17 protein-coding genes are annotated in these 13,675 nt (G+C 51.4%); all 17 read right to left on the bottom strand.

The genetic code is table 11. The features are described 5' to 3' along the window. Positions 1–13: 13 nt before the first annotated feature. Complete coding sequence (locus METLU_RS0101855) at positions 14–223, bottom strand: hypothetical protein (RefSeq protein ID WP_027156736.1); 210 nt, start codon at positions 221–223, stop codon at positions 14–16. A 4-nt stretch (positions 224–227) separates the two neighbouring features. After that, a complete protein-coding gene (locus tag METLU_RS0101850) occupies positions 228–446 on the bottom strand; it encodes a helix-turn-helix domain-containing protein (protein WP_027156735.1) in 219 nt (72 codons plus the stop codon). A gap of 463 nt (positions 447–909) precedes the next feature. Continuing rightward, on the bottom strand, positions 910–1,617 hold the full coding sequence (locus tag METLU_RS0101845; RefSeq protein ID WP_027156734.1) for a TraX family protein: 708 nt from the start codon (positions 1,615–1,617) through the stop codon (positions 910–912). Next, positions 1,614–2,213, bottom strand: coding sequence for a lysozyme family protein (locus tag METLU_RS0101840; protein ID WP_027156733.1), 600 nt, complete (start codon positions 2,211–2,213; stop codon positions 1,614–1,616). Before METLU_RS0101840 ends, METLU_RS0101845 begins: the two co-directional genes overlap by 4 nt. Then, a complete protein-coding gene (locus tag METLU_RS0101835; protein ID WP_027156732.1) occupies positions 2,213–2,521 on the bottom strand; it encodes a hypothetical protein in 309 nt (102 codons plus the stop codon). The genes METLU_RS0101840 and METLU_RS0101835 overlap by 1 nt, the downstream gene beginning before the upstream one ends. Positions 2,522–2,531: 10 nt before the next feature. Next, positions 2,532–4,235 carry a P-type conjugative transfer protein TrbL gene (gene trbL, locus METLU_RS0101830; protein WP_027156731.1) on the bottom strand — a complete coding sequence of 568 codons (1,704 nt, stop codon included), beginning with the start codon at positions 4,233–4,235 and terminating at the stop codon, positions 2,532–2,534. 9 nt (positions 4,236–4,244) lie between these two features. Further along, on the bottom strand, positions 4,245–4,466 hold the full coding sequence (gene trbK / locus METLU_RS0101825; RefSeq protein WP_027156730.1) for an entry exclusion lipoprotein TrbK: 222 nt from the start codon (positions 4,464–4,466) through the stop codon (positions 4,245–4,247). A 12-nt stretch (positions 4,467–4,478) separates the two neighbouring features. Next, positions 4,479–5,243, bottom strand: coding sequence for a P-type conjugative transfer protein TrbJ (trbJ, locus tag METLU_RS0101820; RefSeq protein ID WP_081678996.1), 765 nt, complete (start codon positions 5,241–5,243; stop codon positions 4,479–4,481). Between the two features lie 17 nt (positions 5,244–5,260). Continuing rightward, positions 5,261–6,637: a TrbI/VirB10 family protein gene (locus METLU_RS0101815; protein WP_036242766.1), complete on the bottom strand. Its 1,377-nt coding sequence runs from the start codon at positions 6,635–6,637 to the stop codon at positions 5,261–5,263. 4 nt (positions 6,638–6,641) lie between these two features. Next, positions 6,642–7,091 (bottom strand): conjugal transfer protein TrbH, encoded by a 450-nt coding sequence (locus METLU_RS0101810; RefSeq protein WP_027156727.1) that lies wholly within the window; start codon positions 7,089–7,091, stop codon positions 6,642–6,644. A 2-nt stretch (positions 7,092–7,093) separates the two neighbouring features. Continuing rightward, the gene (gene trbG / locus METLU_RS0101805) at positions 7,094–7,993 is read right to left on the bottom strand and encodes a P-type conjugative transfer protein TrbG (RefSeq protein WP_027156726.1); all 900 of its coding nucleotides are present in this window, start codon (positions 7,991–7,993) and stop codon (positions 7,094–7,096) included. 18 nt (positions 7,994–8,011) lie between these two features. Next, on the bottom strand, positions 8,012–8,740 hold the full coding sequence (locus METLU_RS0101800) for a conjugal transfer protein TrbF (RefSeq protein WP_027156725.1): 729 nt from the start codon (positions 8,738–8,740) through the stop codon (positions 8,012–8,014). Continuing rightward, positions 8,737–11,277: a VirB4 family type IV secretion/conjugal transfer ATPase gene (locus METLU_RS0101795; RefSeq protein ID WP_027156724.1), complete on the bottom strand. Its 2,541-nt coding sequence runs from the start codon at positions 11,275–11,277 to the stop codon at positions 8,737–8,739. Before METLU_RS0101795 ends, METLU_RS0101800 begins: the two co-directional genes overlap by 4 nt. After that, on the bottom strand, positions 11,274–11,585 hold the full coding sequence (locus METLU_RS0101790) for a conjugal transfer protein TrbD (RefSeq protein WP_027156723.1): 312 nt from the start codon (positions 11,583–11,585) through the stop codon (positions 11,274–11,276). The genes METLU_RS0101795 and METLU_RS0101790 overlap by 4 nt, the downstream gene beginning before the upstream one ends. Position 11,586: 1 nt before the next feature. Beyond that, positions 11,587–12,009, bottom strand: coding sequence for a conjugal transfer system pilin TrbC (trbC, locus tag METLU_RS0101785; RefSeq protein WP_027156722.1), 423 nt, complete (start codon positions 12,007–12,009; stop codon positions 11,587–11,589). Between the two features lie 10 nt (positions 12,010–12,019). After that, positions 12,020–12,988: a P-type conjugative transfer ATPase TrbB gene (gene trbB / locus METLU_RS0101780; protein WP_027156721.1), complete on the bottom strand. Its 969-nt coding sequence runs from the start codon at positions 12,986–12,988 to the stop codon at positions 12,020–12,022. 234 nt (positions 12,989–13,222) lie between these two features. Next, positions 13,223–13,585 (bottom strand): transcriptional regulator, encoded by a 363-nt coding sequence (locus tag METLU_RS0101775; protein ID WP_027156720.1) that lies wholly within the window; start codon positions 13,583–13,585, stop codon positions 13,223–13,225. Positions 13,586–13,675 lie beyond the last annotated feature (90 nt).

The following is a 13,675-nucleotide window of genomic DNA, read 5'->3' as shown; positions in this document are numbered from 1 at the left end:
CATTTCAGAGATTTCAGCAACCACCTATGCCCCCCAATGTTTTTTCATTGGTATTGGCGTTGCCGTCTAGGAAACACTTGGAGAATGATTGGGCAAATGCACCACTTTCAACAAAATTCTGTATTTGCCCAACAATCCCCCTCCATACCTTAAGCAAGATCTGCTGTTCGATGCTGGCTTTGGCGCCCAACTGATGGTCGCTAATATCGGTTTCAGATGACACTACGTCACTCCTTGTTTTTTTTGTTTTGGGTCAGCTCAAAAAGATCTCCCACATTACAGTCAAAGAGCAAACACAATTGCTCTATTGCATCAAGATCCACTTTTTGAGCAGTTTCTTTGTAAAGCAGCGTGATGGTATTTCTGCTCAGCCCCGTTTCCCTGGCAACATCAGCGATACGTAGCTTGTGCTCGCCCATCAAGCGGGCTAAATGACAGCGGATCATGACTTTAACCTCGTTTGATATTCATTGAGAAAACCATATAAGCTTAACACGCTTGTCGATTTGAGAGTAATTATTTAAGATAGAATGATATTTTTTTGGTTTATCTAATAAAACAGGAAAAATTAGACGGAAATTACGCGTGATTATGCAGAACATGCATAACTATCAGAGATAGTACTTCAAAACTGTAGAAATTCTGTGAAAGGCACGTAATACCCATGATTCCAAGGTGCTTGCTCCTTCTTTGACTTTAACTACTCAGGTGATCAAGAAACGATCTGCTTATGGTCTTTTCTATGACTTTTTAAGTTTCATCTTGAGAGAATTGGACACAAGGTCATTAAAGTGCAAATCGGCACTGAATATCTTCATTCTTTAAACTAGAAATTTTCAACGCCGTTTCAACTTATAATGCCAAAGAAAAGGCCAGGGAGAGCGTTTTGTACATCATTAGGCTCCCAATTCAAAAGAAAAGGTATCCGGCCTTGCTCATGGGAATGCGTATCAGCCAAAGCACGGCCAGGTGAAATGGGTAGTAGAAATAAAATACCCACCGCAAGCGCGGCACTGATAGATCAATGCATGTGGCTATCATAATCAATGGTAATGCAACCATAGCCCATAGGTTTCTATTGATAAACCATAACGACGCACAGAACAGTAATGTGAAGAAGGCCTTGAGCCAAGAGGGTTGCTTACAGTGCATCCAACTGGCTAATCCCAGTGCAACCCCCAGCCACCAGTATTCGACCAACCAACCACCGAACAGGAACACGACAAAGGCCGCCGCCCGATTGAAAATACCGCCTTTCTCTATAAAGTACGCCGTGACCGTGATGACCAGTAGCGTGAAGAGGACATTGAGGGGCCCAAATGGCCAGCCGTGCAGGTAATTCAGATTCAGGGCGATAAAGGGGGCAGAAGCGAATACGCCGAACGTCACCAAGCGATTCATAGTGCGATCGTAAACGCCTCTAGCCAGAGCACGGGGCCGGGCCAAGTTATATGCCAGGACAAAAACGAAGATCGGCAGGCACAGCCGGCCAGCCTCAAACAGACCGGGCAGTGTGGCACTGAACAGATACTTGTTGATGTGATCCCCCGTCATCAAAATCAAACCGAGCCACTTTAACGCCTCGAGCGTTCCATCTGAAAGATGAATCGGTTTCATTTGAAGCTCTTACTCTTAGTGATGAAGGAAATTTGTCGGGGCACATAGCCAGTAAACTTTGCAGTTTGAGCCATTGCTGGCAGTTTCTTGGCTGGAGCCTGGATAGGTTGCTGCGAGACTAGCCTAATCGGCATTGTGGGTATTGCGTCCGCTTGATTCACATCCAGCGTCACGAAATGGGCCTCAAGCCAATCCGCCCACTTGGCCGCCTTGCGCATGAGATCGGTACGATAGATAGTATTGTACTTATGTGTGCGAGAATGGTAATTGGCTGCTTTCGTCCATATATCGCCTTTATCATTGCGAATGTGCACCCGCAAGCGCCAGGCAGCCAAGTCAAACGCATAGCAGCCTGCGGCCGCTACATCATTCGCCGTGATGCCGTATCGGCTAAGATCAGACAGATACGAGGTGTTGAATTGCATTGCGCCCACATCATGAGTGCCATTTGTGTTTCGTACCCATTGTCCCGGTTTTCCCGCTTCTTTCTCAGCCACGGCCAGCATGATGTTGGCTGGGATTTTGTATTTGATGGCTGCCGAGATCGAGCATACAACGCGCTCTTGTATTTGTGGAGGCAAATCGGTGAATACCATTAGAATCCAAAGCCCCGGGTAGTGCCATAAGCATTATTGATTTTCGAGGCCCATCCTTCTGGATCAAATTTGCAACCGCCGAGGAAGTTGCCTCGGTCACGTTTTGTATCGCCTGGCTTAAAGCGGTGATGATGGTCGAATCTGACAATACTGAAGTAGTCGCGAACCGCATCTTCGCAATTATCAACGACACCCACCCCTTGGAACATGCCGGCCATACAAAGCATCGTCTTGCATGAATCCCTTGCATGAGTTGGCTGCGCCAGTAACAGCGCGGCTAGAACAACGGTAATAGATATTTTTTTCATGAATTTCTTCCTATAGGATGGAACGGTTGTTATCGCGATCACGGAAAGCTGTAACTTCAGACTCGGGATCATCTATATGGAATTCCGCCGAAGCCAGGCTGTTGTTGCCAAAGGTCGGGGTGGTCTGCTGTTGCGGCACTTGCATATCCATTACGTTGGCGCTGCTCTGTTCGTTGATAGCGGCCGCAATCTTTCCTCCTGTAGTTTCGGCAATACGCTCCATTGCCGCATCCGTCATGCTGGCCGCCTTCGCCTTGGCCACTTCAGTCACTCCTTGCGCCAGATTGGCTGTTGCATCAGCCGCAATTCGCCCGGCAGTGCCGGCGGCCTTGGCGACAGAAGCCAACATGCTTGGGCTGTCAGGAGAAGTGGTTTGTTGATCGCTAGAACCGCTATTTTTGGCATTGCCGTTCGATACGCCTTGCTGCTCAAAATTGCTGGCCTTGCCTTGGTCGATACCACTTTCAGTTTTGCCCTTGGTGTCCTTTCCTTCAGCCTTGTCATTCTTTGAGCTGTCTGAGTTAAGTGAACTAAATTCGGATGAGCCTCCGCTCAGCTGGGCGCCGCTGGCGAAACCCGCGGCTTGTGCGAAAGGTGTGCCGCCAATACTGCTGTTGTCACCACCGCTAATGGACAAACTACCTCCCTCTGAGGCACCGCCGAATCTCGAAAGAATGTCCGTGCCATTTGCCACATTTTCACTGGCCTTCGAAAAAGCAGCCTTGATTGCCGCCACACCACCGGCGGCTGAGGACGCACCAGCCGCGATAGCGGCTCCACCAGTGGCCGCCGCTGCGGTCGCCATGCCGACCGCTCCAAGCGCCACACCTGCGCCAAAGCTTCCGATGCCGGCACCGCCGACACTGGCACCGGTGATGATTCCGGCTATAAGGGATGGAATTTTGTTGACCAGGACTAGCAGTATGATCGTTACTATCAGTAAGACACCCATTTCTTTGATGCTGATGCCCACGCTCATGCTGTTGTAGTAATCATCCAGGAAGGTCTTGCCGATGCCTACCAGGAGCACCATTGCCATGAGCTGTGCAGCCACGCCCAAGACAGTCTTGTAGTAGTTGATTGCCATGTCCGTAGTCCACCTAGATCCACCGAAGCCCAGGAAGAACACGCCGCCATAGGCCAGTATCCAGCCCGCCACCAGGAGCAGGAGCATGTTTATCGAAACCAACGCCAGGATGACGAGAATCCCCAACGCCATCAGGATGCCAACCGCGCTGTCTACTGGCGACCAAACCGAAGACTGGTCCAACATGTTGTCGAAGATTTCAAAGCCGATATCAACAATTCCCGACGGTGATAGACCGTGACCGAGGCCGGTAGCGGTACCGGCGAGTTGCCGCAGTGACCTGTAGATCGAGGAGGCAAAATAAGGTCCATTGATCAGGAGCCACCAGAAAAAGCCAGTAAAGATCGTGAAGCGAGTAAGCTCAGCGAAAAACTCACTAATGTCAGCTCTACGCAAAGCCATCATTCCGAACGTCCATACCATCGAAATGAGTACGAGCGTCCAAAAAAGCCATGATGCAGCGTTGGTAATGACATCCGCCCAACCCGCCGCTGCTGCTGAATAACGATCCAGAACGTTATCCATGACGCCGGCATTGTCTATGGCTGCGTGAGCATCGAGCGCAAAGAGAGCCGCGCACAGGAATATCAGTAACACAGCTTTTTTTAGCTTGGCTGGCATTCTCATATCCCTACCTCACCACTCGCGTTTTTCACTAGGCTTGAAATCGCTGACGGGGCGACGTAGGCATTTCGAGGCGAATTTTTGCTGGGTGCCCTTGTCACTGATTTTTTTTATATTCTCAGGCTTGCAGTTCTCATCGTTGACTGTCGGCATTTCCTGTGTCGGAATGTCAGGGGAACATGAGGTGATCAAAGCCGCCAAAAGAACGAAAAGCAAAGTCTTATTGGGTTTCATCAATGTCCCCCTTTACCAAATTCGTTCTGGGCTGGCACGATAGCTGCCCATGCGCAGCTGTGTGGCCGAGGCCGCTTCCTGAGCTTCGCGATCCGCCAAAGCCTGGTTGCGAGTGGTAATTGCATTTTGCTGAGCGATCAAAAGGCCGCGTATTTGCAGAAGTTGATTTGCTTGCTGACTGGCAAGCTGATTAGCAAACTGAATGGCCTCCATCCTGCCGGTTGCGTTTTGTGCGGCTGCTTGAAGTTGCTCAAGTCGGCGGGAATCGGCCTTGAGCGCATCCTGCTGTCTATCCAAGCCTCGAAAAAGCGCATCATTGGCTTTTTTTTGCGACTCGGAAGCCAGAATTCGGTTTTCTTCCATCGCAGCACGTTCAGCATCGGAGCACCCTTCAGCCGAGTAACACGGCGATCCACGGTAATAAGCCACGTCTCCAAACTTGCTTAGGTAGGAATCAATGCTGCCGAGTTGGGTCTTATAATAGTTCAGCGTGTCAGTGGCGCTCATCAAGTTGTCAATCGTGGACTGAGCTTGATCCCAGATATAGGCTGCCGGAGCCAGCGTGTTTTTTAGTTGATCTTCGTACTGGTGCAACTGAGTTTCATACTCATATATCTGCTTGATCACTTGTTCGGCATTCGATACAGCATCTGCTCCTGTTGTCCCAAAGACTGGAGCGTCACCGACAGGGATTCCGGCGTTTGCCGGTATAGAAATCAACCCCACTGCTAGACTCAGCGCAATTTTAGCGGCTAAATTTTTTGATTTTATTTTCATCTTCATTTCTCTTGGCGTTAATAATCAAATGATTGATAAGGCTTGGAAAACGTCATGTCTTTAGTGACGATTACATTGAAACGGTAACCTGGACGGATTTCCAGGGTTGGGGCAATGTTCATGTTTTTCGCAATCAATTGGGCGGTGACCTGGCCGAGCTGCTGACCCAGCGCCTCGCTTAGTGCAGTGCCGGCATCCTGCCTGCCAAAGAATGTTCCCTGATCTTGACGTTGACTATAGGATGTGGCTGCAGTCACAGCCGACATCAAAAGTGCTGAACCGAATAAACGGAAATAATGATGATTCTCCAGGTCATTAAATCCGGCGTATCCGGCGTTATCTCCTCCCGGCATCGCCCCAATATCCAGCGCTTTCCCGTCGGGGAATACAATGCGTTGCCAAGCCACAAGGGCGCGAGCTTGACCATAGGCCACGTCGCTCGAATACGTACCTACTAGCCGCGATCCTTGGGGAATTAAGAGATATTTCCCAATCGGTGTGTCATACACGTTCTGCGCCACCTGCGCCATGATTTGTCCCGGCAGGTCTGAGTTAATGCCGGAAATGAGCGTTGCAGGGACGACAAAGCCGGCCCGTAGCTCATACGGTGAACGCGGTGCCTCTGTTTTAGAGCCAAGCTCCCAACGGTCGCCATCGCCGCCCGCGAATTGCGAGTAGCTATTACCGCTACCGCCAGCGGTCGTATCAGCATCATCGGTTGATGTCTGCAACAGTGACGGGGTAGAAGCGCCAGAAGTCGTTCCGCCACCGGGCCCCATGCTACGAATAAGAGCTAGGCGTCTTTTAAATGCGGTTGTTGGATCTTCTTTCTGTGCATCATTATCGGCGAGTTGCTGTCGCACTGCCGCTAAGCGGACCAGCATTTCCTCGCGGGTTTTTGGTGTATCAGTGCTAATTGCCGACCCGGAACTGCGAGGAGCCACAACTTGTACGCCAGTTTTTGCTTTCACGGCATCTTGGAACATTTGCAGCTTTGCCTGGCGGATGCGCTCTGCCTCATCATCCGGCACCTGTTCAGCTGGTGGTGATGGTGGTTTCGGTGGCGCATCCAGGTTATCCGGCCGTGCAATTAGCACCGGCTCAACCTTCGGTATGTAGATTTCGGCAGGTGGCTTCAACGGCTCAATCAGTCCGCTCATTCGATCGCCGGCTATTTCTTTAGCAAACATAGATGTGTTGCCTTTGCTCTGATTTGGCACTTTTTCTTCCTTGTTTTGCTGGGCAGCGCGGTCCGCTGCCACTAAGCCCATCATGACAAGAAACGCCATCAATACACCGCCGAGTATGTACATCGGCAGGTTGTTGACACGGCGCACCCCTGCGCTCGGTGATGCGTCTGGGTCCATGTGATCAGGTTCTTCAGTTCCGGTCATGATCTTACTCCTTATGTGTCCAATAGCCCGGAACCACAGTGCCGTTTTGCTCTAGATACGGGCGGGTAATTGATTCGGTCCCAACTAATAGCGTCAATTGATATAGGTTTGAGGTGCCGCTCTTTACCTGGTTGAGCACATAACACAAAGGCAGTACGTGCGCATCCGAAGCATGAGAAGGAGCGGTTTGTTTAGGGCTGAACTCCATGACGGCATATCCGCGTTCACGCAAGCCCTTGGTCAGGGCAATACCGAACGCATCCTGCGTGGCTTGTTTCAGTTCAAGCCGTGTTTTTGCCGGCGGCCATAACGTGGCGAGTTGCTCTACCGCTTCGCTGGCAAGTTTCTGTTGATCTACTGAGGCGGATGTCAGATAGTTGCCATACGGCGAGGTAGCGCATCCTGTAAGAACGATGGTAAGCGTGGCCAACGCCGGGAAAGATATTCTGCGCATAGTTACTTCCTCCGAGTGATGGTCACACGGTCTTGGCCGTCGCCAACGCCGGCAATCAGGATTGCCTTGTCAAAGACAGTATCAACGATGTAGCGGTCGCCTTGGACACGGTAATTGACCATAACGGTTTCGTCATCCGTGAACAGGCCGCCCTCTTTGCGCATGACCAGTAAGGTTGGCGCTTCGGTCTGGGCCATCGCCTCCGGCATCTGTAGGATAGTTTTGCTGCCATCGTTAAAGACACGTACCGGCATCCAGGCCGCATCACCGTCCAGATCATAGTCGAAGTTCAGATCGCCCAGATACTCGCCGGTTTGCGGGATGGTTTTTTGTTCGCGCTCTTGTGTTTTGTAGGATCGAATCGCATCCCACTTTGCCAGAGCATCTTCCGGGTATGTGAATGCAACCTGTGGCATATACTGAGTGCGATGCGAACGCAGCTTAAAGTGATAAGTGCGGCGGTTTGTAGTCACGACCAGGCTGGTTTCCAGTCCCACATCCATCGGTTTGATGATGAGATGTTGCGTTTCGGCTGAGCCGCTGCCAGTAATGGCCGGCTCCACTGTCCAACGGGCCGTATCTCCTAGATGGATAGAATTGACCAGCTCCCCAGCCTGTAGCGCCACGTCACATACCTGAAGGACTGCGCAAACGATGCTGGGCTGCTGTGCGCCGTACAGGAAATGGATTGCCCCGTTGGAGCCGGGTACTGGATTCAGGCCGGTAGATGCGCCCGCTTCCCATCGTTTGGCAATGGCGATTGCCGCCTTTTCTTGCGCGGTCAGTGTCGGGTTGTTTTTGGAGAAATACTTGTCGGCCAGATCGTCGTCAGGGGCGGCCAGGACCGGCTCCGACACGGCCATAGCGGCGGCCAGGATGTTAGTGATAATTTGTTTTTTCATGGTGGATGATCTCTTTAATCAAGGGATGATTGACCAGGAGAAATCACGTACAAAGATACCTAACGGGTTATTGCGTAATTGCTCGTCTGTTGTCTGTGATGTGGGTTCGATGGTGTAAACATTGACTAATGCCCGCATGTTCACCGGATTGTCTTTCAGGACGCCTTGACGGTCACGAGTGGTTTCTACCCATTCAACCTGCCAAGTATCAGGTGATTGTGGCAGCACCGACTTGATTTCGACGCTAACCATTTCCTTCACTGCACGCTTGAATGGGCTGGAGTCCGGCGTGCCGTTCAGCCATTCGTTCATCTTCTGGGTCGCCGCATCATTAGGTGATAGCATTGAATACACGCGAAATACCGCTTTTCGCTGTAATGCCACATCAGGCGTGACCATACGGGCATACGTGATGAAATCGGCTACAGAGGCGTGAATAACGCGCGGATCAGCTTTAGAGCTGGCCGCCACTGGTCCGACAACGACGGTCTGGCCGTGCTTGTCAACCTCGATGACATAAGGGATGAACTTGGATTGACTGCCTACATGAATGACTCCGCCGACACCGGCTAAAGCGATCAAGAGCGAAAGAATGCCGACCACCTGCCAGGTTTGCAGTGACGACACGACAGAACCGACATGCTCGTTCCATGTGCGCCGGGCGGCTAAATACGGGTTATTGTCCTCGCCTTTCATCGGTTTCTTGAGAGACTGAGAGTCGGCTGGTTTTTTCTTGAAAAGATTCATCTTATGGACTCCAGGTAGTCATTGAGATTCAGGCCTCGCCCAGCAAGCCATTCATGAACCCACTGATTGCCGAATTTGGCTTCCAGGTTTTTGATGGTTGTAACGGATTCCTTGTCTGATGCACCGACAAAGGCCAAGGCTAAAGGTCCCAAGGCAAGGTCATAGAGCCGGCGGCCATGCTCGGAAACGTAGTAATACTGCTGTTTCGGAATGGCGGTCGCCAGAATTTCAATCTGCCGGGCATTGAGGCCCATGCGGCGGTATAGGGCAGCCGCATCCTCGTCGCGGGCGTAAACGTTGGGCAGGAAAATCTTGGTCGCGGTCGATTCAACGATGACGTCCAGAATGCCCGAATTGGCTGCGTCAGACAGGCTTTGCGTTGCCATAAGAACCAGGCAATTCGCCTTTCTCATGACTTTCAGCCATTCCCGGATCTTGGCCCGAAACACCGGATGGCCGAGCATCAGCCACGCTTCATCCATAATGATGACGGCCGGCTGGCCGTGCAGCGATCGCTCAATGCGGCGGAACAGGTACAACAGAACCGGCAGCGCAAATTTTTCGCCCAAATTCATCAGTTCTTCGATTTCGAACGCTGTGAAGTCAGAGAGTGACAGCCCGTCCTCTTCGGCATCCAGCAAGTGGCCCATCGAACCGTCTACCGTGTATTGCCTGATCGTATCGCGGATGGCTATGTCCTGGATGGTTACAGAGAATTCAGAGAGAGTGCGGGCGCCGCTGGCGTGCATGCTCATGATGGCATTGCCAATTTCATTGCGCTGCGATGGCGTAGTAATTAGCCCGTTTAACGCCAGGATGGTGTCGATCCATTCCATTGCCCAAGCACGATCACCTTTGGTTTCGAGAAACTGCAACGGACAGAAGGCCAGATTGTCATCGTCGGCCGCTACCGAAAAATGCAGGCCGCCAACGGCCTTGGTAAGCGGATAAATAGACATACCTTTATCAAAGGCGTAGATCGACATGCCAGCATAGCGGCGAAGTTGTGCAGCGATAATGCCCAGGTGCGTCGATTTGCCTGCGCCGGTCGGTCCGAACATGAAGGTATGGCCGAGGTCGCGCACATGCAGATTCAGACGGAACGGGGTAGCACCATGAGTAACGCAGTGCATGAGCGCCGGCGACATCGGAGGATACAACGGGCACGGTGCGCTTGCGCTGCCCGTCCAAATCGTGGATGTCGGCAACAGATCGGCCAGGTTCATCGTGTTGATGAGCGGACGACGCACGTTCTCGACGCCGTGGCCGGGCAAACTGCCCAGATAGGCATCCATCGTGTTAGTCGTCTCGATGCGAGCCGCGAAGCCCAGGCGGTTAATGGCCTTTTCTACCTGGCGTGCAGACGCCTCCAGACGAGTCCGATCTTCATCCATGAGGATGACGGCACTTGTGTAATAGCCCGCCGCAACCAAGCCGCTGTTCACTTCGGCAATGGCCGCTTCCGCGTCTTCCACCATTGAAAGCGCATCCTGATCGATCGGCCCGGTATTGGTGTTGAATACCTGGTCGAAGAAGCCCCTAACCTTCTGCCGCCACTTCTTGCGGAACTTGTCCAGATGCTTCACCGCCTCGTGCTGATCCATGAATATAAACCGGGATGACCAACGGTATTCACATGGCAGCTCCCCCAGGGCGGTCATGATTCCCGGCGTAGATTCCAAGGGGAAGCCTTCGATAGCGACAACCTGGATGAGGTTGCGACCGATTTTTGGCACGACCCCTCCCCGTAATTCTTGCCCACCTATCAACGCATCCAGGTACATCGGATTGCTGGGCAATTGTACGGGATGATGTTTGCCGGTTATGCAGAATTGTAACCAGCTCAAAAAATCGTCATGAGTGGCCATCGTTCCGTCTTCGTTAACGATCTTCTGGCCATGTAAGCGAGTCAGCTTCACAGCAGCCGACAATCGCCCTTCGATATTGGCGATTTCCCGTTTGAATTGCTCGATTAGGCTCATCGTGCGAGCCTTGTGGTCAGGCGTTGGCGTGTTGTCATCGAACATGAGTTCGACAAATTTTCTCTGTGCCAGCACAGGCGGGAACCATGTCAGGGTTAATACGAAATAGCCCTCGTACATTGTTCCCAGGCGTTGGAATAGTCTGCGGCGCTCTTCATCAATAGCGGCGGAAACCGGGTCAGGGAATTGCGACAACCCTTGTTCAGAGTAGTTAGGTGCTGGCCGGCGTACAGCATCGACATGCAGCATCCAGCCATTTCCCAAGCCTACGAGGGCCTGGTTGATGCGGAACGATATCATTTCTCGTTGTTCATCGGTGCTGCTGGCGTTGTCGTCCCCTTTATACAGCCATGCGGCCATGAAAGAACCGTTTTTACCCACAATCACGCCGTCATCGACCACAGCGGCATAGTTGAGCAAGTCGGCCAGGCCTGCGTCTTTCGAACGATGCTTTTTGAGTTTCAGTTCGGTATCGACCGCCCGGATACGGGCAAACAGGACGAGCAACAGGACGGCCCCTAGAACGGCAATTGTAATTGCGAGTGCCTGGATCATTTGTATTGTTCTCCCTGGCTTTGCGTATTCTCACGAAACGGCGTGCTGCGTGGCGGATAGTATTTCTTGTAGCGGCGGCTACGCAGATAAACATGGCGCAACTTAGGATCACTTTTTGCCATGAGACGGAATACAAACAGCGCCCCGAACCAAAGACAAACACCGAATACAGTAGCCCTCAGTTCCTGAGCGCTGAAAATCAGTGCTCCGGCAATGAGACCAGAGAACATGACCAATTCACGATCTCCGCCCATGAACAGGTTATCTCTATTGCCAGCCCTACGTATGGGAATCGTACGGATAGCCATGCTATACAGCTCTTTCGTTGACGGCTGAGGCGGCAATTTGCACTTGCAGGACTGCCCCATCAGACAGAGACGCGATTTCAGCGCCACGGCCAAAGAAGGTGCTCATCATGTTCTGTGCCCCGACCAGCAATGCCATGACCAATACAATAAAAATCAATGTCCTGAAAAATCCATTGAGTTCGCCGCCAAAGATCAGGACGCCACCAGCAACCACAATGCCGATAAGGGATAATGCGAAAGCTACCGGGCCAGTGACGGAGTTACGCAGATTGGTCAACCAGCTTTCATAAGGCAGAGATCCGCCGGTCCCCTCTGACGCGAAGGCCGGCTGCGGAGCAAATAAGATGACGGTCAGCAGAGCAAGCATGCCCAGATAGAGATAAGTGTTACGGTTGAGCTGAAATGTTGGAAATGCGAGTTGCATGGATATACTCCTAAAGTATTTTTGTTATGTATTGGCCGTCGTGGTATCCGGAAACCTCAAGAATCTCCTGGATGCGCCGGCCATCTGGGGTTCTGGCGATATGTACGACGACATGCACCGCCTCGCCGATGAGCGGTTCAATGGGTTTTGGTGAATCTGGGTGCATGCTGATGAGCATGGCCAGCCGATCAAGCCCGGCTTTTGCGTTGTTGGCGTGTAATGTTGCGGCTCCGCCTTCGTGCCCGGTATTCCAGGCCATCAGCAAATCAAGTGCTTCCGGGCCGCGCACTTCACCGACCAGAATCCGGTCCGGGCGCATACGTAGCGTGGTTTTCAACAGCGCCGTCATGGTGACGTCAATACTAGTGTGATACTGGACGTAATTCTCAGCGGCACATTGGATTTCACCGGTATCTTCGATGATGAAGACCCGCTCAGCCGGGTCGTTAGCCACCATCTCATTGATGATCGCATTCACCAGAGTTGTCTTGCCCGAGCCGGTGCCGCCGATCACCAGGATGTTGCGGTGCGCGGCAACAGAGTCAATAAGTACCTGGCGTTGCTGGGGCGTCATAATTCCGCCCTCTACATATTGATCCAGCGTGAAAATAGCGACGGCCCTTTTACGGATCGCAAAAGTCGGAGCGGGTACAACCGGAGGGAGCTGGCCGGCGAAGCGGGAACCGTCAAGGGGCAATTCCCCTTCGAGTATTGGCTTCTGACGGGTGACTTCTTTGCCGTGATAGCCGGCGATGGTTTCGATGATAGCTTGCGCCTGAGCTACTCGCATCGAGCCGATGCACTTCATCGGCTCGCCCAGACGCTCCTGCCACAGCTTGCCGTCGGCATTAAGCATGATTTCAACGGTCTTTGGGTCATACAGGGCATCCAAAAGATCTGACCCCATATCTCGCTCGAGCTTGCGTTTAGCTCGATCATTGATGCTTCCGTATTTATCTTTGGTATCCGTGTTATTCATCTTATTTGTTTAAGCCTAGTATCTCCTATAAGCTGACAAATACGATATAACGAAATATTAATTTACGCAACAGTTATAATGAAATTAACTCAGTCTGTTACACTATGTTAAAATCGGATATAGTGGTAAATATAGAGGAACCGGGGTTATATAACCCCAGTGAATTCGGATGATTATTTAGCGGCTAAAATTTACTTGTTGCCGGATGCTGGCGCCCTACTCTTCTGGCGTTAATTAATATGATTTTAACTTTTTACTTGTTTCCTCTCCCCAGCGTTTGACGATGAATGCTTTGTGCTCTGGTAAAACTACTGAGACCCGCTCATATCCAGGAGGTAGACTTTGCCTGAATGTGCCACCCGCCAGCTCATCCAGGGATTCTTTATCCAGATCTGTTGATTCAAGCAGCATTGGTAGGGGCACTTCTAACGCATTCGCAATTGCTTCCATCACCTTGAGAGAGGGATTTCCGCTACCTGTTGTTAAATCAGAAAGAAAGGAATTTGATACACCAGATAGATCATGTAATTCTTTTTTGGTCATTCCGCGTTCATCCAAAATATGCAAAATATTGGTAAAGAATATATCGTTGTACACTGAGGATTTACCTTGTTTGGGTTTGGGCGGCAGAATAATTTTAGCCGCTAAAATATTGTTGACGATGAGTTAATGTTTAGCTAAACTTGA

It is taken from the genome of Methylobacter luteus IMV-B-3098, assembly GCF_000427625.1.
GTDB lineage: Bacteria > Pseudomonadota > Gammaproteobacteria > Methylococcales > Methylomonadaceae > Methylobacter > Methylobacter luteus.
Note: the sequence above shows the minus strand (reverse complement) of the source record. Positions and strands in the feature narration are given on the sequence as shown.

Bases quoted from the DNA above. Each gene is read 5' to 3' on its own strand.
- METLU_RS0101840 (WP_027156733.1), bottom strand. From the start codon at position 2,213: ATGGTATTCACCGATTTGCCTCCACAAATACAAGAGCGCGTTGTATGC.
- METLU_RS0101845 (WP_027156734.1), bottom strand. From the start codon at position 1,617: ATGAAACCGATTCATCTTTCAGATGGAACGCTCGAGGCGTTAAAGTGG.
- METLU_RS0101815 (WP_036242766.1), bottom strand. From the start codon at position 6,637: ATGACCGGAACTGAAGAACCTGATCACATGGACCCAGACGCATCACCG.
- METLU_RS0101850 (WP_027156735.1), bottom strand. From the start codon at position 446: ATGATCCGCTGTCATTTAGCCCGCTTGATGGGCGAGCACAAGCTACGT.
- METLU_RS0101800 (WP_027156725.1), bottom strand. From the start codon at position 8,740: ATGAATCTTTTCAAGAAAAAACCAGCCGACTCTCAGTCTCTCAAGAAA.
- trbB (WP_027156721.1), bottom strand. From the start codon at position 12,988: ATGAATAACACGGATACCAAAGATAAATACGGAAGCATCAATGATCGA.
- trbL (WP_027156731.1), bottom strand. From the start codon at position 4,235: ATGAGAATGCCAGCCAAGCTAAAAAAAGCTGTGTTACTGATATTCCTG.
- trbG (WP_027156726.1), bottom strand. From the start codon at position 7,993: ATGAAAAAACAAATTATCACTAACATCCTGGCCGCCGCTATGGCCGTG.
- METLU_RS0101790 (WP_027156723.1), bottom strand. From the start codon at position 11,585: ATGGCTATCCGTACGATTCCCATACGTAGGGCTGGCAATAGAGATAAC.
- METLU_RS0101795 (WP_027156724.1), bottom strand. From the start codon at position 11,277: ATGATCCAGGCACTCGCAATTACAATTGCCGTTCTAGGGGCCGTCCTG.
- METLU_RS0101835 (WP_027156732.1), bottom strand. From the start codon at position 2,521: ATGAAAAAAATATCTATTACCGTTGTTCTAGCCGCGCTGTTACTGGCG.
- trbC (WP_027156722.1), bottom strand. From the start codon at position 12,009: ATGCAACTCGCATTTCCAACATTTCAGCTCAACCGTAACACTTATCTC.
- trbK (WP_027156730.1), bottom strand. From the start codon at position 4,466: ATGAAACCCAATAAGACTTTGCTTTTCGTTCTTTTGGCGGCTTTGATC.
- trbJ (WP_081678996.1), bottom strand. From the start codon at position 5,243: ATGAAAATAAAATCAAAAAATTTAGCCGCTAAAATTGCGCTGAGTCTA.
- METLU_RS0101810 (WP_027156727.1), bottom strand. From the start codon at position 7,091: ATGCGCAGAATATCTTTCCCGGCGTTGGCCACGCTTACCATCGTTCTT.